At 44.4% G+C, this 23,365-nt stretch carries 26 protein-coding genes; 23 read left to right on the plus strand and 3 right to left on the minus strand.

Annotation, left to right across the window (positions count from 1 at the left end; genetic code table 11):
- The first annotated feature begins 430 nt into the window (after positions 1-430).
- The 22 genes from ACT3S4_RS04375 to ACT3S4_RS04480 all read left to right on the plus strand — a co-directional run bounded on the left by ACT3S4_RS04375 (position 431) and on the right by ACT3S4_RS04480 (position 19,684).
- Positions 431-1,078: an HK97 family phage prohead protease gene (locus ACT3S4_RS04375; RefSeq protein WP_444760543.1), complete on the plus strand. Its 648-nt coding sequence runs from the start codon at positions 431-433 to the stop codon at positions 1,076-1,078.
- A gap of 3 nt (positions 1,079-1,081) precedes the next feature.
- Entirely contained in the window at positions 1,082-2,428 is a 1,347-nt protein-coding gene (locus ACT3S4_RS04380; protein WP_444760544.1) for a phage major capsid protein, read from the plus strand.
- A gap of 126 nt (positions 2,429-2,554) precedes the next feature.
- On the plus strand, positions 2,555-2,851 hold the full coding sequence (locus tag ACT3S4_RS04385) for a hypothetical protein (RefSeq protein ID WP_444760545.1): 297 nt from the start codon (positions 2,555-2,557) through the stop codon (positions 2,849-2,851).
- Between the two features lie 5 nt (positions 2,852-2,856).
- Positions 2,857-4,155 carry a phage portal protein gene (locus tag ACT3S4_RS04390; protein ID WP_444760546.1) on the plus strand — a complete coding sequence of 433 codons (1,299 nt, stop codon included), beginning with the start codon at positions 2,857-2,859 and terminating at the stop codon, positions 4,153-4,155.
- Positions 4,136-4,426: a head-tail connector protein gene (locus ACT3S4_RS04395; protein WP_444760547.1), complete on the plus strand. Its 291-nt coding sequence runs from the start codon at positions 4,136-4,138 to the stop codon at positions 4,424-4,426. Before ACT3S4_RS04390 ends, ACT3S4_RS04395 begins: the two co-directional genes overlap by 20 nt.
- An 8-nt stretch (positions 4,427-4,434) precedes the next feature.
- A complete protein-coding gene (locus tag ACT3S4_RS04400; protein ID WP_444760548.1) occupies positions 4,435-4,761 on the plus strand; it encodes a phage head closure protein in 327 nt (108 codons plus the stop codon).
- Positions 4,758-5,312 carry an HK97-gp10 family putative phage morphogenesis protein gene (locus ACT3S4_RS04405; RefSeq protein WP_444760549.1) on the plus strand — a complete coding sequence of 185 codons (555 nt, stop codon included), beginning with the start codon at positions 4,758-4,760 and terminating at the stop codon, positions 5,310-5,312. Before ACT3S4_RS04400 ends, ACT3S4_RS04405 begins: the two co-directional genes overlap by 4 nt.
- 2 nt (positions 5,313-5,314) lie before the next feature.
- Positions 5,315-5,677 carry a hypothetical protein gene (locus ACT3S4_RS04410; protein ID WP_444760550.1) on the plus strand — a complete coding sequence of 121 codons (363 nt, stop codon included), beginning with the start codon at positions 5,315-5,317 and terminating at the stop codon, positions 5,675-5,677.
- Between the two features lie 11 nt (positions 5,678-5,688).
- A complete protein-coding gene (locus tag ACT3S4_RS04415; protein ID WP_444760551.1) occupies positions 5,689-6,126 on the plus strand; it encodes a hypothetical protein in 438 nt (145 codons plus the stop codon).
- A gap of 76 nt (positions 6,127-6,202) precedes the next feature.
- A complete protein-coding gene (locus tag ACT3S4_RS04420) occupies positions 6,203-6,655 on the plus strand; it encodes a hypothetical protein (RefSeq protein WP_444760552.1) in 453 nt (150 codons plus the stop codon).
- 74 nt (positions 6,656-6,729) lie between these two features.
- Positions 6,730-7,008 carry a phage tail assembly protein T gene (locus ACT3S4_RS04425; protein ID WP_444760553.1) on the plus strand — a complete coding sequence of 93 codons (279 nt, stop codon included), beginning with the start codon at positions 6,730-6,732 and terminating at the stop codon, positions 7,006-7,008.
- A gap of 11 nt (positions 7,009-7,019) precedes the next feature.
- A complete protein-coding gene (locus ACT3S4_RS04430) occupies positions 7,020-10,190 on the plus strand; it encodes a hypothetical protein (protein ID WP_444760554.1) in 3,171 nt (1,056 codons plus the stop codon).
- Positions 10,191-10,192: 2 nt separating this feature from the next.
- Positions 10,193-10,675 (plus strand): hypothetical protein, encoded by a 483-nt coding sequence (locus ACT3S4_RS04435; protein ID WP_444760555.1) that lies wholly within the window; start codon positions 10,193-10,195, stop codon positions 10,673-10,675.
- Complete coding sequence (locus ACT3S4_RS04440; protein ID WP_444760556.1) at positions 10,675-11,178, plus strand: DUF1833 family protein; 504 nt, start codon at positions 10,675-10,677, stop codon at positions 11,176-11,178. Before ACT3S4_RS04435 ends, ACT3S4_RS04440 begins: the two co-directional genes overlap by 1 nt.
- Positions 11,179-11,181: 3 nt before the next feature.
- Positions 11,182-11,532 (plus strand): hypothetical protein, encoded by a 351-nt coding sequence (locus tag ACT3S4_RS04445; protein WP_444760557.1) that lies wholly within the window; start codon positions 11,182-11,184, stop codon positions 11,530-11,532.
- Positions 11,522-14,218: a host specificity factor TipJ family phage tail protein gene (locus tag ACT3S4_RS04450; protein WP_444760558.1), complete on the plus strand. Its 2,697-nt coding sequence runs from the start codon at positions 11,522-11,524 to the stop codon at positions 14,216-14,218. Before ACT3S4_RS04445 ends, ACT3S4_RS04450 begins: the two co-directional genes overlap by 11 nt.
- Positions 14,219-14,273: 55 nt before the next feature.
- Positions 14,274-16,658, plus strand: a complete 2,385-nt coding sequence (locus tag ACT3S4_RS04455; protein ID WP_444760559.1) for a hypothetical protein — start codon at positions 14,274-14,276, stop codon at positions 16,656-16,658.
- Positions 16,659-16,703: 45 nt separating this feature from the next.
- Entirely contained in the window at positions 16,704-17,096 is a 393-nt protein-coding gene (locus ACT3S4_RS04460; RefSeq protein WP_444760560.1) for a hypothetical protein, read from the plus strand.
- A gap of 64 nt (positions 17,097-17,160) precedes the next feature.
- Positions 17,161-17,655, plus strand: coding sequence for a glycoside hydrolase family 108 protein (locus ACT3S4_RS04465; protein ID WP_286796290.1), 495 nt, complete (start codon positions 17,161-17,163; stop codon positions 17,653-17,655).
- Between the two features lie 669 nt (positions 17,656-18,324).
- Positions 18,325-18,720: an outer membrane protein assembly factor BamE gene (locus ACT3S4_RS04470; RefSeq protein ID WP_201539591.1), complete on the plus strand. Its 396-nt coding sequence runs from the start codon at positions 18,325-18,327 to the stop codon at positions 18,718-18,720.
- Positions 18,721-18,731: 11 nt separating this feature from the next.
- Positions 18,732-19,262, plus strand: coding sequence for a hypothetical protein (locus ACT3S4_RS04475; RefSeq protein ID WP_060490679.1), 531 nt, complete (start codon positions 18,732-18,734; stop codon positions 19,260-19,262).
- A complete protein-coding gene (locus ACT3S4_RS04480) occupies positions 19,259-19,684 on the plus strand; it encodes a hypothetical protein (protein WP_060490678.1) in 426 nt (141 codons plus the stop codon). The genes ACT3S4_RS04475 and ACT3S4_RS04480 overlap by 4 nt, the downstream gene beginning before the upstream one ends.
- An 86-nt stretch (positions 19,685-19,770) precedes the next feature.
- On the opposite strand, the gene ACT3S4_RS04485 is transcribed toward ACT3S4_RS04480, so the two are convergent.
- Positions 19,771-20,796: a protein kinase domain-containing protein gene (locus ACT3S4_RS04485; protein WP_250163892.1), complete on the minus strand. Its 1,026-nt coding sequence runs from the start codon at positions 20,794-20,796 to the stop codon at positions 19,771-19,773.
- 69 nt (positions 20,797-20,865) lie between these two features.
- On the opposite strand from ACT3S4_RS04485, the gene ACT3S4_RS04490 reads away from it, so the two are divergent.
- A complete protein-coding gene (locus ACT3S4_RS04490) occupies positions 20,866-21,828 on the plus strand; it encodes an ATP-binding protein (RefSeq protein ID WP_250163891.1) in 963 nt (320 codons plus the stop codon).
- 39 nt (positions 21,829-21,867) lie between these two features.
- Here the strand turns inward: ACT3S4_RS04490 and ACT3S4_RS04495 are convergent, their stop codons facing one another.
- Together ACT3S4_RS04495 and ACT3S4_RS04500 are read right to left on the minus strand one after the other, a co-directional pair.
- Complete coding sequence (locus tag ACT3S4_RS04495) at positions 21,868-22,995, minus strand: ribonuclease Z (RefSeq protein WP_201539588.1); 1,128 nt, start codon at positions 22,993-22,995, stop codon at positions 21,868-21,870.
- Between the two features lie 32 nt (positions 22,996-23,027).
- On the minus strand, positions 23,028-23,297 hold the full coding sequence (locus ACT3S4_RS04500) for a hypothetical protein (RefSeq protein WP_201539587.1): 270 nt from the start codon (positions 23,295-23,297) through the stop codon (positions 23,028-23,030).
- Positions 23,298-23,365: the final 68 nt, after the last annotated feature.

Raw genomic sequence — 23,365 nt, forward strand, 5'->3', positions numbered from 1 at the left:
TCGGATTGCTCATCGGTTCTATTATTACTCGAATAATCATAAGAAATATACTTGGTATTAGTGACCATGAGCGATACGAGCTTAGTCAATTAAAGCTTGAGGCTGCTATAAGTAAATATGAACTATCTCATAAAAAGTCGCCACCAAAACCACTACATAATCCTCATAAGTGAGCAGATGCCATGACAAAGAAATCACGTTTACTCAGAGCCGTTTTGTTGGCGATTGACATAGCAATTGTAATTTACTCAAAGCGACGTAAAAAAGATGATATCGAGGTATCTACGCTCGAGCTTGATATAAGTAGTAATGGAGTCAAGACCCGTGCTAGACCTCCACAGAATTAAGCCAAACGAATTACGAATTTAACGCCGCCAACTAGGCGGTTTTATTTTGCCCAAATTTTATATATAGCCAATCGAGAATCACTATGACCAAAGCCTATAGCGTACTAAAAGTCAAAGCTATCAATGAGGACGATGGCAGTCGCACCATCACTGGCACTGCATCAACACCCAAGCAAGACCGTGACGACGATATCATGGATATGGCTGGTGCTAGGTTCGCCCTGCCAATGCCGCTGCTATGGCAACACAATCATAATCAACCGATTGGCGAAGTTACGAATGCCACTGTCACTGAAGACGGTATCGAAATCACTGCGACCATCGTAAAGATTGAAGAAGAAGGCGCACTCAAAACCCGCATTGATGAGGCTTGGCAGTCTATAAAGTCTGGACTGGTCAAAGGCTTATCAATTGGCTTTAGATTGCTTGAGTACAACTACCTTGAAGATAGCTACGGTCTGCATATCAAAGAGTGGGAATGGTACGAGTTATCCGCTGTCACAGTACCAGCAAACCCTGATGGTCAAATAACCAGCGTCAAAAAAATCAAGCAAGCATTTTCGGACGCTCAAAACCCCGCGCCCACGCCTTCAAACGCAGCGCCCGACCCAGCAGTACCAGCCACACAAACAAAAGCTCCTAGCACTACTAGCGTTCCAAACCCACCACCACAAACTATTACCTTAGTTGCCACCAACCAAGGCAGCATACAATTACTATCCGGAGATTAAACCATGTGGGAAAAACAACGCGCGCAACTACTTGCGACGATCCAATCTAAAAAAGGTCAGTTAAAAACCTTGATGACAAAATCTGCGGAAGAAGGTCGCACGACTGACGATACCGAAGACGCTGCAATCAAAACAGTCGAAGATGACCTTGCTAAGCTCACCGAAAATCTATTACGCGTAGAAGGCATTATCGCTGACATCGCAACAGCTGCATCTTCAGCTACTCCTGCCGCTGGTGGCAACCCTGATGAGGCTGGCGCTAGTGCTGACGGCGAGCCTGAGCCTGAGAAAGCGGCTAAAGGCATTACTGTGAAGCCAAACCAAGCTAAAAAAGGTATCGGCTTTGCGCAGCTTGCAAAAGCAAAAGCACTGGCAGTACTCCAGCAAAAGAACGGCAACTACATCACTCCGCTTGATGTTGCAAAGTCGCAAGGTATGGACCCACGTGTCATCCAAGCACTTGAAAAAGCTGTGGTGCTTGATACGTCAAACTCAAGCGCCTTAATCGTTGAAAATCAACTCGCAGGTGAGTTTGTTGAGCTATTACGTGCTGAGACTATCGTGGATAAGCTAGCTTCATTTATGCGTGCTGCACCATTTAACGCAACTATCCCAGGTATGGCAACTGGCGCAATCGCTGCTTGGGTAGGCGAAGGCGCTGCGAAACCTGCTACCAATCCAACGTTTAATACTGTCGAAATCAAGCATCATAAATTGGCTGGTATCGTGGTCCGTACTGATGATTTGCTTAAACTATCATCGCCTAGTACTGACCAAATGCTACTTAATGATTTAGTCGAAGCATCTGCTACGCTCATTGATACGACGTTTATGGATGATGCAGCCCAAACTGCTGCGCGACCCGCAGGTGTATTGAATGGCGCTATTAAGATAGTCGCTACTGGCATCACTGCTGCTGCATATGATGCCGATATTGCAGCGTTAACCGATAACTTCATCTCCAAAAACTTATCTTTAACGGACGCTCATTACGTCATGAGCGCCACCCGCGCTAGTGCGATGGGTCGCTTACGTGATGCTCTAGGCGGTCGCTATTATCCCGACATGGCTAATGGCTCTGGTGCAAAAAGCTTAGACGGCATTCCTGTCATTGAATCGGAAAATGCCGGTGAAATCATCGCTTTGGTCAAACCTTCTGAGCTATACCTTGCAGACGATGGCGATGTCGAAGTTGCCTTCAGTGACCAAGCCACTATCGATATGGGCGCTACTACTTTAGTCAATTTGTGGCAACAGAATATGACGGCTATTCGTGCCGAGCGTCATATCACTTGGGCACCACGCCGTACTACCGCCGCTGCATATATTGACTACTCACTAATCCCATAATCTTAAATATCATCTAGCTAAAGACAGACCAAAACCTCAACCATGTGTTGGGGTTTTTTATGAGTAGGTATTAGTAGCGCCCTTCCTTCGCTATTAGTATCTACTCCTAAAAAATACGAGGTCACTATGAAAATTAAATATATCAAAAACGCGCCCAATGGCCCTGCCGGTATGACTGATGATGTCAGTGACTTTCATGGCAATATCTTAATCCTAACTGGCTATGCTGAATTAGATAACACGATTTATTTCGATGACCAATCACAGTTTACGCTGGTGACTGAATCAAGATCGTTGGTTAATTCTAAGCAGGTGTTTGAGCCAACCGAGCCAACCGAGCCAACCGAGCCAACCGAGCCAACCGAGCCAAAGCCTAAAACCAAATCAAAGGCTAAAGCAACGACTAAAACCGATAACGAGTAAAAACTATGGGCAAGTTTATTGATTGGATGACTGGCAAAAAATCAGCAAGCACTGCCCAACCAGTCACTGGTGGCGATGTTTGGCACACGATACATGAGCCGAGCACCGGCGCATGGCAACGCAATCAAGAGATTGAAGTTAGTAAAAACGACCAGATGCGCCACCATGCTGTGTTTGCCTGTATCTCTCTAATTACCTGCGACATTGGCAAGTTAAAAATCAAGACTAAAAAAAATATTAACGGCGTCAGTCAAACCTGTGACAGCAATGTAAAAAAGCTTTTGGCCAAACCCAACGAGTTTCAAAACTGGCAACAGTTTGTAGAAGCATGGGCGACAAGTAAAGCCACCAGCGGTAATGTATATGTTTGGAAGGTCCGTAATATATATGGCGATGTATGGAAGTTGCAAATACTGAATCCTGAACGTACTAAGCCATTGGTAGATCCTCATGGCAATGTGTTTTATCAAGTGCGAAAGGATCGGCTATTTGATTTATCTGAAGACGTTGTATTCCCTGCGTCTGAAATTATGCATGACCGCTTTAATTGTTTTTACCATCCGTTGGTTGGCTTATCCCCTATTACAGCTTGCGCATTATCAGCCAGTCAAGGCATTAGCATTCAGCGTAACGCTCAGTCATTCTTTGCTAACGAATCACGCCCGTCTGGAATATTAACCGCACCTGGTGCTATCAGCGAAACCAATAGTAAAGAGCTTAAAGAGAATTGGGAAAAAAACTACTCTAAGGGTGGCAGAGGCGGCACAGCTGTATTGAGTGACGGCATGACTTACGTTCCTATGTCTGTTGCTGCACACGATGCTCAACTTGTTGAGCAGTTAAAAATGTCTGGCGAAATCGTTTGTACCGCGTTTAGAGTGCCGGCTTTTAAAGTTGGACTTGCCCCTATACCTGCGGGCAAAGTTAGTGATCATAACGATATCTATTATAGCGATTGTTTACAGCACTACATTGAGAGCGCAGAAAATCTACTTAATCAACATTTAGATTTAGAAGATGGTGTCGAAGTTGAGTTTGATTTAAAAGCGTTATTGCGTATGGATGCAGGTAGTCAAATGGCATTTCTCAAAGAAGGCATTGGTGCAGCGATATTATCACCGAACGAAGCCCGTGCTGAGCTTGGCTATGCAGCCGTATCTGGCGGCGAAAGCCCCATGATTCAACAGCAAAACTTTAGCCTTGCCGCCATCGCCAAGCGTGACAGTGGCGACCCGTTTGCCAAAGCACCTACTCCAACTACTGAAGAACCGAAAGGAGATGATGATGGATTGGGTAACGCTTGAAGAAGTAAAGCATCATCTGCGCTATGACGATGATGCTAACAACTCAAATCTAACAATGTATATCAAAGCTGCTGAGTCAGCGATAAAGCGTTATATAACCGAAGATATACCAGCGACCGGCACTGACGATATCAAAGTCGCAATGCTAATGATGGTCGGCTACTTTGACGAGAATCGCAGCCCAGACAAAGACACGCCCACCAATGGCAACTACTTACCAGCGCCGGTCGTGTCTCTGCTTTATACGTACCGTAAGCCAACTGTGACATAAGGATGATTATGAAAGCCAGCGCCTTACGTAATCGCGTGACTGTGTACGAGCCTGTTATCACATCGTCACCAATGGGTGGCAGCAGTAGCACATCATGGACGCCCACTCACACACTATCAGCAAACTTTACACCGCTATCGGTCAAAGACATCATCAATGCTCAAGCCGCTGATAGCGAAACACGCGCTCGCTGTGTGTTGCGCTATCGAACTGACATCACTAGCAAGATGCGCATCGAGCATCGTGGGCAGATGTACGCCATCGACGGCGACCCATTACCTGATGACCGCAGTGGTCTTGAGTACATCACGCTGATGTTAAAGAGCATGCCATGAGCGATGATTGGGGCAGCGTAGACATCGACGGTCTGTCCGAACTTGACGATAAACTCGAATTGTTAACTGACAAATTAATAGGCAAATCATTAACGGGCGCATTAAATTACGCCACTGCGCCAATGCTGAAAGAAGCCAAAAAGCTCGCACCGAAATCCGAGGAAACTTATCGCCGTTATATGTCTGGCGGTCAAGGCGAAAGCACCAAGGTAAAAACCAAGCGCGGTAAATTCCGTCGTGGCAAATCTAAAAGAGCGAAACGCGGCGAAGGTAAATTCGTAATGCAAAAGCCTGGCACCCTTAAACGCAGTATTAAACGCCTAAAGATAACCAAGCTAAAAGAGTTTAAAAATAATGGCGTCGCAGTCGGTATTTTTATTCAAAACTCCAAAAACGACTTGCCGCCTTACTATTGGTACTTTATCGAAAAAGGCACATCAACGATGCCCGCCACGCCATTTTTGCGTCCAGCATTCGACCATAATGTCGAAGAAGCGGTGAATCGATTTGGTGAGAAACTTAACGAAAACATTGATAAATATTTGGAGTAGTCATGATTGCAGGTGTGCAACTGGTACAGACGCTGGGATCATTGGTTGACGCCCGCATCTACCCTATGATTATCCGCGAACACGATGATGCAACCGCTCCATACATCATTTACCAGACCATTAGCAGCGTCGCTGAAGTCACCGACGACGGCATCACTGGGCATGAGTGGGTACGGGTGCAAATAGATGTCTATCACAACGACGCTTATCAGTGCACATTACTCGCTAACAAAGTCATTAATGCTATTAACGAACAAATCAAGCCAAGCATCTACGATGGACAAGAGCAAATGCACGATGCTGCAAGCGACTTATATCGTCAATCGATAGATTACGAATTTAGCCAAACCACCCCAACCGAATAGAGGACAATCACATGGCAGCAATTATCGACGGCTTATCAGACAGCCAGCACTTTTTAAAAATCAGCGCTGATGCAGGGCTCACCTTTGTAAAAGTGCCGCTACTCACTAACATTGATATGCCAGATCAGAAAAAATCAATCGATGAAATCACCACGACTGATGCACGGAACACGCAAAAAGCCGTAGTTGATTTTACTGAAGTTAACGACTTGGCATTTGAACTGGTCTATAAAGCCACTGACCCACAACACGTCCAGCTTAAAGCCGCCTATGACAACAATGAAGTGGTGCAATGTGAGATTCACTTTGCGGATGTCGCCGTATCTGGATACGCCTTTGATGGCATGATCTCAGAGTTTAGCAATGTCACTGACCCGAAAAAGAAGTTGCGCAAAAAAGGCATGATCGTGATTGGTAGCAATGTGACCGAAATTACATCAGTGCCATAATCCTAACTGATCCGTATCTATTCAAACGCCCACTTAACTGTGGGCTTTTCTTTACCTAATTTTAGAGACTAATATCATGGCTGCCAGACTCCCCAAGACTAAAGAAATCCCCGCACCACAACTTAAAAAATCTGTCACTAATGAAGATAAAATACTTAGCGTTGCTAGTTTATTATCTGTAATTTCAAAAACAAAACTATTAAGTCCATCACGACTCCCTATCAAAGAGTTGGATGCTGACGTATTCGTCAAGCGCCTGACACTTGGTGAGCGCGATGATTATTTTGAAGAAATGAAGAATGTTAAAGGTAAGGGTAATGTTGAAGCTTTTATCATTGCTCTTGTTGATGAAAACAATGAGCCATTATTTACACTAAAGGATATTGATGTCGTCAAGACCATCCCACCAGTGCTGACTGATGCTGTGATACTTGAATTTAATATTATTAATCGTTTTGTGGTCAAAAAACCTGAAAAGAAAGATGCCACCGATCAACCACAAGAAGATGAAGACCTAAAAAACTCCTAACCCAGCGGGATAAATTTTTTAAATTTAAACTCGCTGGGCATCTATCAAAAACCGTCGCTGAGCTTGATGCTGAAATGAGCATCGATGAGCTACGTGAGTGGCAAGCGTTCGACAGCGTCAACCCGATTGGCGATTATCGAATGGATCTAAACTTCGCGCTACTCGCACAAAAAATAATTTCATGGTCTGGTCACTGCAAAGAAGCGCCTAGCATTAAAGACTTGCTTGTGATTGACCCTTTCCCGTTGACCAATGAACAACGGGCTATTGAAACAGCGAAAGCAGACGCTGAACGTAGCCAAGCCTACACAGAATCGCTGATAGCTACTCTTAAACGACGTGCCAAAAAATAAAGGATTGCATCATGGCAAAAGTATTACAGCGCTTAGATATTGTACTGTTTGCCAACACTGCACAGTATCGCAGTGAAATGCGTGATACTCAGGAAAGCACCCACACCATTTTAGGTGCTATCAAAGCCGATGCTGCTAATATGGCGAAAGTAGGCGCTGCTGCTTTCGCTGGTATGGCTGCTGCTGGTACTGCTGCAATCGGCGTGATGATCAAAGAGCAAACAGAACTCGCAAACGAAATCGTAAAAATAGCTAAAGTATCAAATACCAATATTGAAGTTATGCAAAAACATATTGTCGCTGCACGCGCGATGGGTGTTGAACAAGAAACATTGGGCGATATTTACAAAGATACTCAAGATAAAATCGGCGACTTTTTAACCACCGGCGGCGGTGCAATGGCAGACTTTTTTGACAGTATGCCCGCAAGCGTAGACATGACCGCCGAGAGCTTTCGAAACTTGTCAGGACCTGATGCTCTCCAAAGATACTATAACGGTTTACAAGAGGCTAACTTAAGCAACTCTGAATTAATATTTTACATGGAATCTATCGCGTCAGACGCGTCGTTACTGATTCCACTACTGCATGACAACGGTGCTGGGTTTGATGTGTGGGCGGAAGCGGCAGAGAATGCCGGCGTCATCATGGATGAAAAAACGGTCGCTGCTACTCAGGACTTGATAGCTGCGAACAGCCTTTTAACCTTGTCTGTCGAAGGGGCAAGGACACAGTTCACCAGTGCATTTATCCCAGTACTGGCAGATGTCGCTGACGAGCTAGTAGGTACAGCAGGCGCAGCCGATCTCGCACGCGAAATGGGCGAAGACTTAGTCGTCGTCTTTAAGAGTGTTGCCAAGGTCGGTATCGGTGTCGCCGCTGTATTTGACGTGGTAGGTAGCAGTATTGGCGGCGTCGCCGCCACAGTTGGTGGGCTGCTAGACGGCGTTAGTATGATGGACAGCGTGTGGGTTACGTCTCTTAAGATTGCTAAAAACTTTGGCGCTGCAAATGAGATTGCAAGATTAGCAGATCAAGATATCTCTGCATCACTGTCAAGCTACGCAGCCCAGCTTGATTTTATTGACAACCTAGGTAGTGGTAAGCGTGAAAGCCGTTTCTTGACTGCGGCCAAACAGCAAGAAGAATTGCGTCGGCAACTAGGTTTGACCGGGCAAGCAGTACAAGCCAATGCTGCGGCAGAAGAAGATGCGGCTAAAAAAGCGGAAGCTAATGCTAAAAAACAAGCTTCAGCAGCAGCAACCGCTAGTAAAGCCGCCTCACTTATACCCAAAGCTGTCAGCGATGCGATACTTGATGGCGCTAAAAAGTTAGGCATCAATCCAAATGATTTAGCTGCGGTAATTTCATTCGAAACAGGTGGTACGTTTAGCACAAACGCGCGCAACCCAACATCATCCGCCACTGGCTTAATCCAATTTATGGAAGGCAGCGACAATAAGGACGATGGTAAATACTTTGGCATGACACGTGACCAGTTTGGCAACTTGTTACCACTTCAGCAGATGGATCATGTTGTCTCTTATCTTAAAGGTCGCGGCATTGGACCAGGCGCAGGGGTCGCTGAAGTATACGACGCTGTCGCTGGATACGGCTATAAGCGAGGCAGTACAGGCTATGAATCAAACAAAGTATGGGATGTTAATAAGGATGGTGTAGTCGCTAAAGGCGAAGCTGTTACTGGTAAACGATTTAAACAGCATATAAAAGACTACTACGGAGACGGGGTTGCCATTGCGCAACAGTCTATCAGTCAGATAATGCAAAGTGAAATCACCGCCGCTGCTGAACAAGCACGAATTGCAGAACAACAGGGTAAAGATCGCAATGCTATCCGCTTAGAGTACGGCGACGAAGCCTTGCGCATCGAGGAGCAACTAAAAACCGCAATCTTAAAGATTGATGCCAGCGGTTTTAATGATAATGAGCGCGATATCTTTATCGCTGCTGCAATCGACGTCGCCAATGCCAAGCTCGCACAAATGCAGCTTACGCATGATCAACAAATGCAGTATGCACAGCAATCAGAACAAACTGACGCTGAGCGTATCCGCAATCAATACGCCCTTGAGCGCCGAGAAATCCAATTAACAGTCAAAATGGATGAAGAGCTGCGAACAGCTAAAATCGATGCGCTGAATCAAGCCGAACAACTGGCACTTGATGAACGTCGTTATGCTTTCGAGAGCGAACTGCGCCAACTAACCAGTATTGGCCAATCAGATTTAGCAGCCTTGCGGCAATCTTATGCGGATCAACGCCGCGCCCTTGATATGCGCACTGACATTAATGGTGCGCAAAAGTCTGACTTGCGCAACGCTATGGCTGGCGCTCAGATATACGATACCAACCAGCTGCAGAAAGCACCTCGCGCGGCTTTCGAATCGCAACAAGCAGAAATGGGCGGTACAAGCGAAGAATATGGACTTACCCAACACTATCAGTCGCGACTTGATGTCATCCAAGAAGCCCTGAAAGCAGAGGTCATCACTAAGCAGCAGGCATTGGATGCTGAACTCGAAGCACAAACACAACACGAAATAGCTATGAGTGATTTGCGCTTAGGTCAGGCTGAAGGCGTCGCTGGCAGCCTATCTGCCATTACTAAAAATATGTTTGGCGAACAGTCAAAAATTCATCAAGCCATGTTTATCGGTGAAAAGATACTTGCCGTTAGTCGCTCAGTTATGAACATCCAAGTTGCTATGTCGTCCGCAGCAGCATCACTACCCTTCCCTGCCAATCTTGGCGCGATGTTAACGGTTGCATCCAACGTCGCCGGTATTGTTAGCACGATCTCAAGCCTAAAACCACCGCCAGTACAGGGTCAGGCGCATGATGGGCTTGATTATGTACCAAAAGAAGGCACATGGATGCTTGATGAAGGCGAACGAGTCGTTAAGCCTGCTGATAATCGCAAGCTAACTGATTTCTTGAATTCAAAACCAACTCAAGCTTCAGCACCTCAAGCACCAGTCATCAATATGACTATTGAAAATTATGCAGGTGTCCCGGTATCGCATCGTGTAGACGATGATGGCCGTATTCGTGTGATTGTCGGCGAAGAGCTTAACAAGCAACTGCCCAACCATATCAATGACCCATACAGCGCAACCACCAGAGCATTGAAAGCCAACTATCACCTACAGCGGGACCTATAGTTATGACTGAAATACCCAAGCTCATGCTAAAGCCGCAGCGCGATGGCTATAACTTTAGCCTCGCACGTAGCGTGACCAGCACTGAAACCATTGTCGGCTTACCTCGTGAGCGCAAAGACAGCGTGGGTAAAGTCCATCGCCCTAACGTCACTTATAAATGCACCCGTGCTCAGTGGCAGTACTTTCTAAAGTTTATGCGCGCTTACGAGGGCTTGCCATTTTTGGCATACCTACTACTTGATGATATTGACCACCAATGGTACGAATGCCGCATCGTTGGTGACTCACTGCCAGTCAGTACATTGGGCGACCAAATATTTACCGTGCAGTTATCACTGGTTGCCAAGCCCATTAAATATGATGTTGAAGCCGACCTTACCTTTTTAGAAATCTACAAGATGACAGATGGTCAGGTCGAGCGATATTTCAATCTACTCGCAAAACTGGTCAATGAAGATCTGCCAGATGCTCTTGGAGGTTTGTAGTGGCCAATATAAAAGAGATGGAGTATTGGCTGCGCGGTCGCCATGATGACGTGCGCCTTGAATGTATCGAAATCAAGCATCCATCCTTCAGCCGCGACTATCGTTTTGTACGCAATCACGCAGATGGCGTGCGTGTAAAGCATGAAGACGGGGTTTACCGTGATTATCAGCCATTACCGCTGACCATTAAAGCCGCCAAAGCCGCTGACGACTTACAGCAAAAATTCACCATCGGTATCGGTGATGTCGGTGAGATTATGCCGTATGAGATTGACCGCTTAAGACGCGGCGCTCATTCAACTGTCAGACCGACTTTAAATTACCGGGTGTTTTTAACCAGTGATTCAACAGAGCCCATGACCAGTGTGCGCGGCTTAGAGATAACCGACAACCAACCACAAAAACGCGGCGCCGTCTTCTCCTGCCAAGCTAAAGAGCTCAATAAAACCAGCACTGGCATCCTGTTTACCATCGATTTATTTAAGTCACTGCGAGGATTTTAGCCCATGCTTGATTTAACTAAATACGACAGTAAACGTTATGACGATGAGCTTTATAACTGCTTGCATTTCGCCGTTGATATTTACCGTGATATCACTGGACGTGACATGGGCGTCTATGTTGACGATCTGATGACGGGGCGTACCAAGCGTAAGGTGAATACCGCCAAGCTTAAAGAGTTTGCTCAGCTCGATAAGCCTATCGACCCGTGCTTAGCTTTGATGCATGGCAAAGAGCTACACGCCGGTATTTACCACCAAGCAAAAATCATACACATGACTGAATCGGGACCGCAGTGCGTACCACCGCATATCGCCACGCTGAAACACGGACGGATAAAATATTATGCACTCTAATATCGAACTGATCGTTGTCCGCAATCCTATGGCTTATGCTTGCGACAACTCCGACTGTAAAATCGTGCGCGGTGAAGATTTGTTTGAGCTTGTCACTGGCATTTACCCAAAAGGCATGCCGCCAAACACTTATTGGTATCATGAGACTTGGGATACTGAGTGTGATGTGACGCCTGAAACGCCTGAAGATATCATCGCTTTAAATGATAAAGGCGGCTCATTCTATATCGTCACGTATCCTGCCGGACCTGAAACATGGATACCGATATTGGTATCGGCGTTTATCACTGTTGCCGCCGTCTTACTCATGCCAATGCCGGTGATACCAAACGGCTCAGCCAATGCGCCGCCAAGCCCAAACAATGCCTTGGCTCAGCGCACCAACCGTCAGCGCCAAGGCGGTCGGACCGCCGATATTTACGGTCAAGTGTGGTCGGTACCAGATTTGGTCGCCGTCACTTATACCGTTTATATTAATAACCGCGCCATCGAGATGTCATACATGGTCATCGGCCGTGGTTGGTACTTGGTCACTGAAGCACTGGATGACACCACGCCCATCAATCAAGTATTTGGTAGCGGCGTGCTGATTTTTAACCCCGATAGCACCCTTGATGATACGCCCGCTTACCAGTTTGGTAGCGCCTTTACCCCAGATGAAGCGGCATTATCGCGCCTGACGACCAAGCGTTATACTTCGGTCAATGGGCAATTATTGCCACCTACTGATAACTACCTGACACTAGACAAGGCGGTCTTTCGTGCGCCCAACATCATTGAAATCAGCGGCTTTAATTTTGTAAATCAATTCAAAGTCGGTGATAGCTTGGTGGTTGAACAAGCCAATGACCTCGCATCGGCAAATGGCATTGTTGATGCTGACAGCAATCCAGTAACCTATACGCTCAGCGGCACTTATATTATTGAAGCACTGACTGAAACACGCATTATGTTATCAGCGCCCATCAGTGTAAATGCAGACTGGCAGAAGCTTTTAGATAATGCTGATTATACGGTAGAGCATGAAGTGACCGTTTCAACGCAGTCATCAAGCTTATGGCAAGGCTATTTTTATACCAGTGAAAAAGACCATGAGTTCGTGATGGTTAATTACATAGCGTCAGGCGGGCTTTATATCACGGACGGACAGACGTTTGAGCCGATTGGTATTGAAGTCGAGATTGAATCAGAGATTGTTGATGTCACAAACAATCCGGTACCGGGCACACTGCAAGTCGATACCCATATTATTTACGGCTCGAAATACGCAGAATACGCCAATAATAATGGCTTAGGCGTATGGCGTGATGGCAATCACTGGTGGTCAGGCGCTCATGTCAGTAACACCGATGCCGCGCAGACTGCTGCAAGTACCATTAAAATTGAAAACGCACACATGGCAGAAGGCAAGCGCCTGCGTTGGCGCTCACGGCGCAAGCACGGTCGGATGCGACCTTCTAAGGGTTATAGCGTCGTACAAGATATTCGTATTGCGGATTTTTATGGCGCTAAGTTGATGGGTGCGGACTACAGCCCGCCAGGGTTCACCAAGGTATATAGCAAAACGTTGGCAACTGAAGGGGCTTTATCACTTAAAGAGCGCAAACTTACGGTACTTGCGCAGCGCCTTGAACGGGATTGGCAAAACAATGATGCGCTTATTCCGTCCAAACGTATCGATGACATTATCTATGATATTGCTACTGACCCAGTGACCAGTAACTTGACCGCTGATGACTTGGACATGGTGCAAATCAAAGCGGAGGTCGATGCGCAAATCGCTTATTTTGGCACTGACTTGTGCGCCCAGTTCTGCGGGACATTTGATAGTAAAGACATCACCACAGAGGAAATGATACAAACGGTCGCTATGACGGGATTCTTTACCGCTTATCGCATCAATAATAAAGTCTGTCTGCATTTTGAGCGTCCTGAAGCTTATCCCGTCGCCACTTTTAACAGCCATAGCATCACACCGAATAGCTTTGAGTATAGTGAGTCGTTCGGACCGCGTAATGATTATGACGGCATTGAAGTCACCTACACTGACCCTATCGATGATGCCAAAGTAACTTTACGCTATCCAGAAGATGGCTCAGCGACCAATCCTGATACTAAAAATAAGGATTTGGTGGGCGTGCGTAATAAGGTACAAGCACATATGCACATGATGCGCCGTCACTGGAAAAACCAACATGCTTATAAGACTTGCTCATTCACGGCCGCCGATGAGTCCGGCATTGTGTTACCAACCAACCAAATTAATGTGGCTGACCAATATCGCGCTGATACCCAGCAAGGTGCGGTCGAAGCTTTGCAAGTGAATGGCAACGGTCAAGTCGTTCTGACCCTAAGCGATAGTGTTGATTTTGGCGGTAAAGCCCAAGCGACGGTGTTTGTGCAGACCGTTGCCGGTATCGTTGACAATATCCGCTGCATGCCAAGTAACAATCCGCATGAGGTGATATTAGCCCGTGCTCCATCTCAACCCATCAGTACGTCTTGGGATGCGCAGGTGCACGCTACTTATCAGTTGGTATTGCATGATGACTTTGAGCGCGACAATTATATCGTGACGACCAAAGACCCTGGCGATAATCCGTATTCGCATCGTCTGTCGTGTATCAACTATACCGACAAGTACTATCCAAACGACAAAGACTTTATAAACGGCTTGATAGCCTAAATTAATTTAAACATACGCCCTCCATTGTGAGGGCTTTTTTGTGGGAGTTTGAAAGATGGCTGACGATATAGTACAGGCAATAGCTAACACTAGAGTAGATGCTACATCGCTCGAAAAAGTAGTTAATGGCGACGAAAATACGCAAGTAACAACGAGGCTTGGTGAGAGCTATCCGACTGTCAAAAAGGCTATTAAGCTGATGACCCATGCAGGTGTCGGCTTTACACCGTTTGAAAGCAAAAACCTAATGATTGCCAGCTCGTTAGCAAACGGCACTTATGCAATTGTGACAAATGATACGCCACAAAATAGCGGTTTGCATTTAAAAAAATCGGGCGCTTGGTCTAAAGTAACGTGGGATATTGACGAGCGACAAAAGACTTATACCGATACAGCAAAACAAGATGCTATATCTAGTGTTGACACAATGATTGTAGATTATGACAAAAGCACTGATGCTGTTGCTATTAACTCAGATAAAAACTACCCTTTCAAGCCATTGGTGCGTAATGGCATTACGTCTGCAAAAGATGCAATCAGTGATACTGACAGCTTAAAGCTGTTTTTAGATGCAGCTGTCTTAAACGCTGAGCAGGGTTTTTATTATAGTGTCGCATACTATCGAAACGGCTTAACTGGCGATGGTAAGTCTCCTAACGGCTGGATAATAACAAAGCACACAAAAGCAACTTACGCCACTGCGTCAGATTCTGTAGAGATAATAGACGCAGAAACAGACCAAACTCCTCTTGTACGTGACGGCAGTATTCAAACGATATTTCTGACATCGCCGAACAACCCTGAGATTATCAAGCTAACTGTCGATACAAAGTATCTTGCTGCGTCAGGTGGCTTCTATGCGTGGAATACAAATTTAAGACCGTTATGGTCGTGGGTCATTGATGAGAATACTTATGTTTACCCCGACTACTCTTTGAAAAATCAAGTTGTGAAGTTAGGTAGTGACGACACAATGACCATAAATAGCGGTAAGAACTACCCTTTCAAACCATTGGTGCGTGATGGTATTACATCTTCAAAAGATGCAGTTGGTGACACAAAAAGCTTAGAGATGTTTTTAGATGCTGCTGTTATGAACGCTGAAAAAGGTTTTTACTATGCAGTGTCGTACTATAGAAACGGGCTGACAACGGGTGGCAAATCAGGTGATGCTTGGATGATAACCAAACATACAAAGTCAACTTATGCTACTGCCTCAGATGAAGTGCAGATTATGACGACTAGTGACGACCAAACACCACTAGTCCGTGACGGTAGTATCCAGACTATATTTCTAATATCGCCAACCAACCCCGAAATAGTAAAACTGACTATTGACACATCTAAGCTTAACCCAGCTGGCAGCTTTTACGCTTGGAACAACAACCTACGACCGCTTTGGTCGTGGATTATAGACGAAAACACTTACACATTGCGTGGCGGTGCTGATGCCATAGCGCCTGTAAAAATACCCGAATCCGGTTTGTACGTGACACTTGATGCAGGTGTGTTAAAGGTCGCGCACAATGGTGGCACACACGACTACCGTACAACTATCAAACCAAACGGTTATAACGCATTACCTAATATCGCACAGATTGATAAAAAGACAGTCGCTAGCACAAGCTGGTTGTGGTTGACAGGGGGAGACACTGATTGGCTGCCACCATTGCGAGCAACAGTAGTGAGCGGTGATGCTGGTGGCAGCGACATAACAACGGGCGGCAATCATGGTAAAAATGGTGGGGCAGGTGGAGGTCAAACAGCGCGTAATATTTACTACAGTACCGAAATTGACGGCAAAAAACAGACAGCGTTTGACGGGTTTGCGTCTACTATTAAAGTAACTATTGTTAACGAGGTGTTAGCGATGAACACTTTTACTACAGACCGTTATGCAGTACGAGAAGCTTTTGTGATTGATGTCAATCAATACGGTGTAATGACAGTCAGTTGTGACAGACGGGCACTAGAGCCGCTAACAATATCTCGTGACAGGGGTTTGCAAGCGATGATAAACGCGTTCAATGCGTCCGTATTGTTCTTGGAGGGCAGTGTTAACGCTAGAGCAGCAGTCATAGAGGGTGGCGGAAGTGGTCTAAAATCAGCAGCCCCTACTGCCCATACTGCTATATTCCACGGTGCAGCTTTAGACCAACTCACTATGAGCGTTGATAAAAATTATGGCATAGGTGACGGCTCAAAGGTGGCTACTACTGAGCAGTTATTTGTCACTAGCAATAACACGACATCACGTAAGGCTTATACAGCTATTATTATGGGTACAGACATGGTGCTTGCTAAAGGTGAGGGTTATCAGTGGCGTAGTAGTTATCAGATAAAAGCGATTGCCGCAAAGCCGACAGGCGCAGATAGTCAGCTTGATACTGTTAATAATCGCATTATTGCTTATGATGCTAATGATTACATGCTTGTCTAACCCCTTAACTGGGGGTTTTTATTATCTAAAATTTGAGGACGGCGTATGCCAAACAACACACCCTTTTGGGACATAATCCTACTAAAGCTTTTGGTGTTTCTGCCCAAAGTTTTTGCAGCCGTCATCGGCGCCATTCTTGGTCTGATGCTAAGCGGCGACATTGGCAGAGATGGTAAGATGCAAGTCAATATTTCAGTCATCATTAAGTTTACGATCGCTGTTACGATCAGTCTGTATGGCGGCGCGGCATCTATCGAATATTACGAATTGCAAAACTACAGTGTTATGACCCATGGTTTTGTCATGCTTATGTGGGCAGTATTTGGGATGCTTGCAATCGGCATTGTTTATCAAGCTATAGCATTGTGGCAGGGCAAGACGCTTGCTGAGGTGATAAAAGAAGTCAAAGATGCAGCGTTTGCAATCTTTGGCAAATAATAATCATCATTAAATACAGCCTCTATTTAGAGGCTTTTTTAATGTCTAAAATAAGGTAAAATTTATGAGCGTATTCGACGCAATTTTCGAGCGACTAATGAAGCACGAAGGTGGTTACGTCAACCATCCAAACGACCCAGGCGGCGAAACAATGTATGGCGTGACCAAGCGAGTAGCGCAAGCGCATGGTTATTTCGGTGATATGCGTAAGTTGCCAAAATCTACTGCTAAAGCGATTACCGAGAAGTCATACTATAAAGCAGTGAAGGGCGATCAGTTAGACCGATTGATTGCATGGCAGTTGACAGATGCGGCATATAATCACGGCAATCGCCAAGCTGTTAAGTTTCTGCAGCGTGCAGTTGGCGTTACTGCCGATGGGTTGATTGGTCCGCGCACGCTTGCAGCAGTTGCGGAGATGGATAAAAATGACGTAGTGTTTTTATTCTTAGCGGAGCGCCTAGAGTTTTTCACCAACCTTCGCATTTGGCAAACTTTCGGTAAGGGTTGGGCTCGTCGTATCGTTGGAAACCTACGTTACGCAGCAGCAGATAATTAGTCTGTGACATGATTCTTGACATCCTATCGTCATACGCTATCACATCTAATCACATTGCATAATCGTAAGTCGTTGATATTATTAAGAGTGAATTTGATAGCGTGTGATAGAATGTGATGTAATCGGGTTCAACTCCCGCCATCGCAGCGAACCATATTACCCTGAATACAAAGCGTAAAATTTGACGCAGTTTTTGACGCAGTTCGCAGTAAGTCAGTTTAAATCAATCAAAACCGTTTATCATAAATATATGATTTAATTATATTTATTCTTAACTGATTTATATTAAGCTATATCAAAAAGAGTTCGAGTCTCTCCAGCCCCACCATTTTCGGATAGTACATCTTAGACCAAATATCAAAGCCTGCTTTTTAGCAGGTTTTTTTGTGTCTGTATTTTGTCGGAAAACAAACACTCACTTCAAAACTAATTCAGATCTCCTTCGCTTTTCTTTAATACCAGATTAGTATTTTGGAATAAAAACCCACACCCATCTAATAATTACAATAAAACAATATTTATAATTAATTAGTAATACTAACGACTAATTGTTTACATTAGTTAACTTTTTGTTTACATTACCCTTGACAGGCTTAGGTATGAGATATTCTATAAACATCATACTTAAATAAAAGAGTTAAGTTTATTGATAGTCCAAAAGGAAAGATAATGAAAACTATAGTTGCCTTGTTGGCTGCCCTATCATTGGTTGGTTGTGTTTCAGCATCTGAGCATGCTGCCCAAGTCCAAAACAATGGAAACATCTCTGTAGGGGTTGTTCAAAAACAGATTAAAGTTGGAATGAGTGGCGCAGATGTGTTGCAGGCGCTTGGCTCACCAAATATGGTTTCTACTGACGACAAAAGAAGAGAAGTTTGGGTTTACGATAAGGTAGCAACAGATACCGTGCAGTCATCAAGTACAGGCTGGGTATTTGCTGTTTTAGCTGGTGGCCAGACTAGCTCAGGAGCATCGTCTAGATCACAAAGAACGCTGACTATCATAATAAAATTTGATGAGCAAAACTTGGTAAGAGACTTTGCATACCATTCCTCAAAATTCTAAAGGCCAGCTAAATGAAAAAACTGAAATATATATTTGTTGCTTGTGCCTTAGGAATAACAGGCTGTGCAACCACTCCACCAGAAAACTTATTTCAAGTAGCAGAGACCTCATTACAAGATCGACAAATGCAATCGAGATTTTTTGAAACAAGCAACGAGGTAGAGCTTCTTTCGGCTGGGGTAGCTGTGTTACAAGACATGGGATATTCAATAGATGAAACAGAGACAAAATCAGGTGTTGTGACCGCATCTAAAACTGTAGATGCTACTAACAATGCGCAGATAGCGGGTGCTGTATTACTAGCGGTACTTGGTGGCGGAAACATGTCGATTGATAGCCAGCAACAGATAAAAGTTAGTTTCGTAACATTACCGTCTAAAAACAATAAAAATGGTTATTTAGCTAGAGCTACTTTTCAACGCATTGTGACGAATACACAAGGACAGGTAACCAAAGCCGAAACAATGAAAACAGAAGAGCTATATGCTGAATTCTTTAACAAACTATCTAAATCAGTATTCTTAGAGGCTCAAAAAATATGAATACATTAAAAATAGCTTTATTCGCAGCTTGTCTAACTTTGATTACTGGTTGCGCTACAACTCATGATGCCAGAATTTTAGGCGCTGACAATCAAGTAGAATTACGTAGTATGCAAACTAGATCTTTTGATACTAGTGATAAAACTGTAGTTGTTAGAAATGTCATATCAACGTTACAGGATTTGAGCTTTGTAATTGATAAGGCTGATACCGACCTTGGTACTGTTTCAGCGACGAGATTGTATAATGGCAACAAGGTTAGAATGACTGTAACCGCGAGACCGTCTTCTTCTAGCAAGTCTGTAATCGTTAGAGCTAACGCTCAGTACAACCTAAAGCCAATTGAGAATCCTAAAATATATCAAGATTTCTTCTCATCTTTATCGAAGTCGCTTTTCTTATCAGATAATGCTGTAGAGTAAAACATAATATCCTAACCATTAAAAATAAAAAAAACTCACTAAATAGTGGGTTTTTTATTTAACTCCTTCCACATAAAACTGTACTCTTAGTAAATTCGTAATTGCTCTAAACTCTTCAACACCTCTTCCATACTCTGATACCTTCTCTCCACCCGCTTTGCCAATGCTTTATTAATGATACCTTGATAGTGACTATATTCTAACGGTAAGGTTGGAATAGGCTGTTGGCAATGCTGAATCGCCCATGCTTTTAATTTGTCATTACTGTTAGCACATATCTGAAACGGTCGCTTGCCTGTTAGTATTTCAACCATCATAATACCAAACGCATAGATATCACTTTGCACTGTCGCACTCTGACTCTTACTTTGCCAGCGTTCAGGGGCAAGATACGCTGGTGTACCAGCAAGACTAGTCTCTATTGATTTACTAATTGGCTTAGCTAAGGCAAAATCGTTTAACAATAAATCAGCCTTGATACAGCTATCATCCGCATGATTTGGCAAAAAATCATCTAGCAAAATATTACTGGGCTTAATATCATTATGTAGCCAACCAGCGCTATGTAGAGTAGCGATAAGGTGCGCAGATTGCACCATAAAATGATGCTTTCGTTGAGAATTTAATAACGAATGATTTCGAATATTAAGCTGAGTTGCTAAGCTACCACTGAGATAATATGGCATGGTAAGTATCGTCAGCTGCGAAAACGGATCTAATACCTGTACCCTTAAAGTTTCATAAGCGAGCATTGGCGGAGCAATAGCAAAAAGACTGTCTTGAAATCTCTTTTGATTGGCTGATAAATTATTGATAGATTTTAGAATACCGATTTCATGGGTTAAGCCCGCCAAATTTTGATTGCTAGCAGCCGTTAACTGCCATTTAATCATCACTCGACCAAACTGTAGATGCTGGGCACGCGTCAAGCCTTGGTAGTCATTCTCGTTATTATTGTTACTTTGCTGGCTGAGTCGTTGATGCGAAATATCGTTATAATTCAGGCTTGAGAATAACGCAGTCAATGTTGGCAACATTTGCTGCGCTTGCATTTGTAATGCTTGTTTTGCACACGCTTTTGCATTAGAGGAATTACTGGCACTATTTTTCATGGTAAAGTGATACCTCTATATAGCTAGTATGCCGAACGTCATTTTAATTTTTATGAGCGACTGAGTATTATGCCCCAATCCACTAAGCCTGTTACGAATTACGCCCTACCCGACCATTTATTGGATTTACTCGGACAGTATCTACAAGAGCAGGTCACGCCCACTATCGAAATTGATCCTGCACAGCTGGCCTATCGCTGGGTCGGTGGTCATAATGGACATTTAGAGCCATTGGCAGTTAACTTATTTTTAAGTTTAGATGATTTGCATGGTATCGATACGCAAAAGGCAAAACTGGTACAAAACACACGGCAATTTCTAAAGGGCCATCCTGCCAATCATGTCTTAATGACAGGGACACGTGGTGCTGGTAAATCATCACTGATTAGGGCATTGCTACAAGCCTATCATAGTGAAGGATTACGCATTATTGAAATTGCCCGTGATGACTTGCGAGTGCTTGATAAGATACGTGCCGCCATTAATGCGTTGCCAGCGGATTGTGGCTGTCATTATGTGGTGTACTGTGATGACTTGGCGTTTAACGGTCAAGATGAAAGTTATCGGACATTAAAAAGCGTATTGGACGGCTCGCTAGACTCAGAGCAAGACAAGCTACTGGTCTATGCGACCAGTAATCGCCGTCATCTATTGCCTCAGCTAATGAAAGACAATGTCAATATTTATAATGGTCAAACCGATGAGGTCAATCCTTATGAAGCCATTGATGAGACGGTATCGCTGTCTGATCGCTTTGGGCTTTGGTTGTCCTTTCATCCAATGGATCAAAATACCTATTTACACATCGTGCGCCATTATTTATCACTTTCGCCAAACCGCCATCTAGATAATGCGAATGACGTTAAAGAAAGTAATAATGAAGAAAAAAATAAGACGTTACCTGATAACATCAGAGCAGCAGCGCTACGTTGGGCATCAGAGCGCGGTGGACGTTCAGGACGAGTGGCGTATCAGTTTAGCCGCCACTGGATAGGACAGACACGATTAACAGCTGAAGACAGTCCATCGTAAAGCTTCATTAAAAGTTATTTTTATGATGACGCTCAGTACTTAACGACCGCGTGCAGAACCCAAATATTGTACGCGGTTATTTTCTTTAATACCTGCCACATCAACCGCACCATCGACCATGTATTGGTCAAAATCTGCGGCTAGCCATAGATTACCTTTGTAAACGCTCTCAGCATCTAGACGAATGTATGCCATATTTGGCGTTTTGCTATTAGGATTCTCAAAACCCTGATAACGCGCGCTAAAATGGGTCAATATTAGATTGTTTACACCACTGTTTTCTACAAAATCCGCCACCAATTGCGCACTACTATGCATTGGATCAAACTCTGGATTTTTGGCTTGAATCTTAGTCAATACCTCATGCGTATATGTCGCTTCATGCACCAATAAATCCGTATCAACCAACGCCGCAGTGAGACACGCTGGCGTATCGTTATCACCAGCCACCACTACTCGCGTTCGTGATAGTTCATCATTGACATAATCACCTGCACATAATTGCTGACCCTCTTCAGTGATGACATCGTGACCTTGCTGCAATTTACCCCATAGTGCGCTTGCAGGAATACCTTGCGCCAGCAGTTTGTCCGTATCAAGCGTGCGATGATGGATAGTCTGCGTGATACCAAATGCATGAGAAGCAACCCGATGTGCTAGCAACGTGATATCAATATCAAGCTGATGCTGGTCGCTTAATCGGATATTCACCTTGCTTGTATCACGTTGCTCAGATAGCACCTCTTCAATCGCTATAAAATTAAGAGTAAAGGGTAAATACAATTCCGTGGTTAAGGTAATGGCTTCGAGCAATGTCGCGATTGCTTTTGGGGCAATGAGGGTCAGCGGATCACGGCGTTCTGACATGGCGGCACTCGCCAATAACCCTGGTAACCCGTAGCAATGATCGCCATGCACATGGGTGATACAGATAGCGGCTAGTTGATGCAAAGAGAGCTTGGTATGCAATAGCTGCTGCTGTGTGCCTTCACCGCAATCTATCAGTAGCCATGGACGCGATTTTTTATTTTGATTGGCATTCTGTTGACGAATGCCTTGCTGTAACCCAGATAAATAAGGATTCAGACATTCAATCGCCAGTGCGGTCACATTGCGCTGTTTGGTTGGCACACCGGCAGAGGTACCCAAAAAAGTCAGCTTCAACATAGATTACCTCTCTTACACATGATACTTATCTGCTATGACAATTGGCACATCATGGTTTTTTGCGCTGCAACCATCTGCCCACCATTGGCCGTACATTCACTGACCATATTTGACTCATAAGATTTCCAGCCGCCATAAAAGCTGGCAATACACAATATAACCACGAGCAATTTTTGTGACCATGCTTTAATGGAGACCTGCTGATGGTTCACATTGTCAGCAGTCGTATCAAGCGCAGGCTTAGCAGCAATGCCAGTATCGACATCAGTATGCTTGTTATTCAATTTATTTAAGTCTGTCATTTCTTATCCTAAAAAAGGTTTTGTTTATGAATAAACAAAACCCTTCATTTTAATATTAAATCAGTCAT

The sequence above is a fragment of the Psychrobacter sp. AOP30-A2-5 genome, assembly GCF_052378115.1.
In the GTDB taxonomy this organism is placed as follows: domain Bacteria; phylum Pseudomonadota; class Gammaproteobacteria; order Pseudomonadales; family Moraxellaceae; genus Psychrobacter.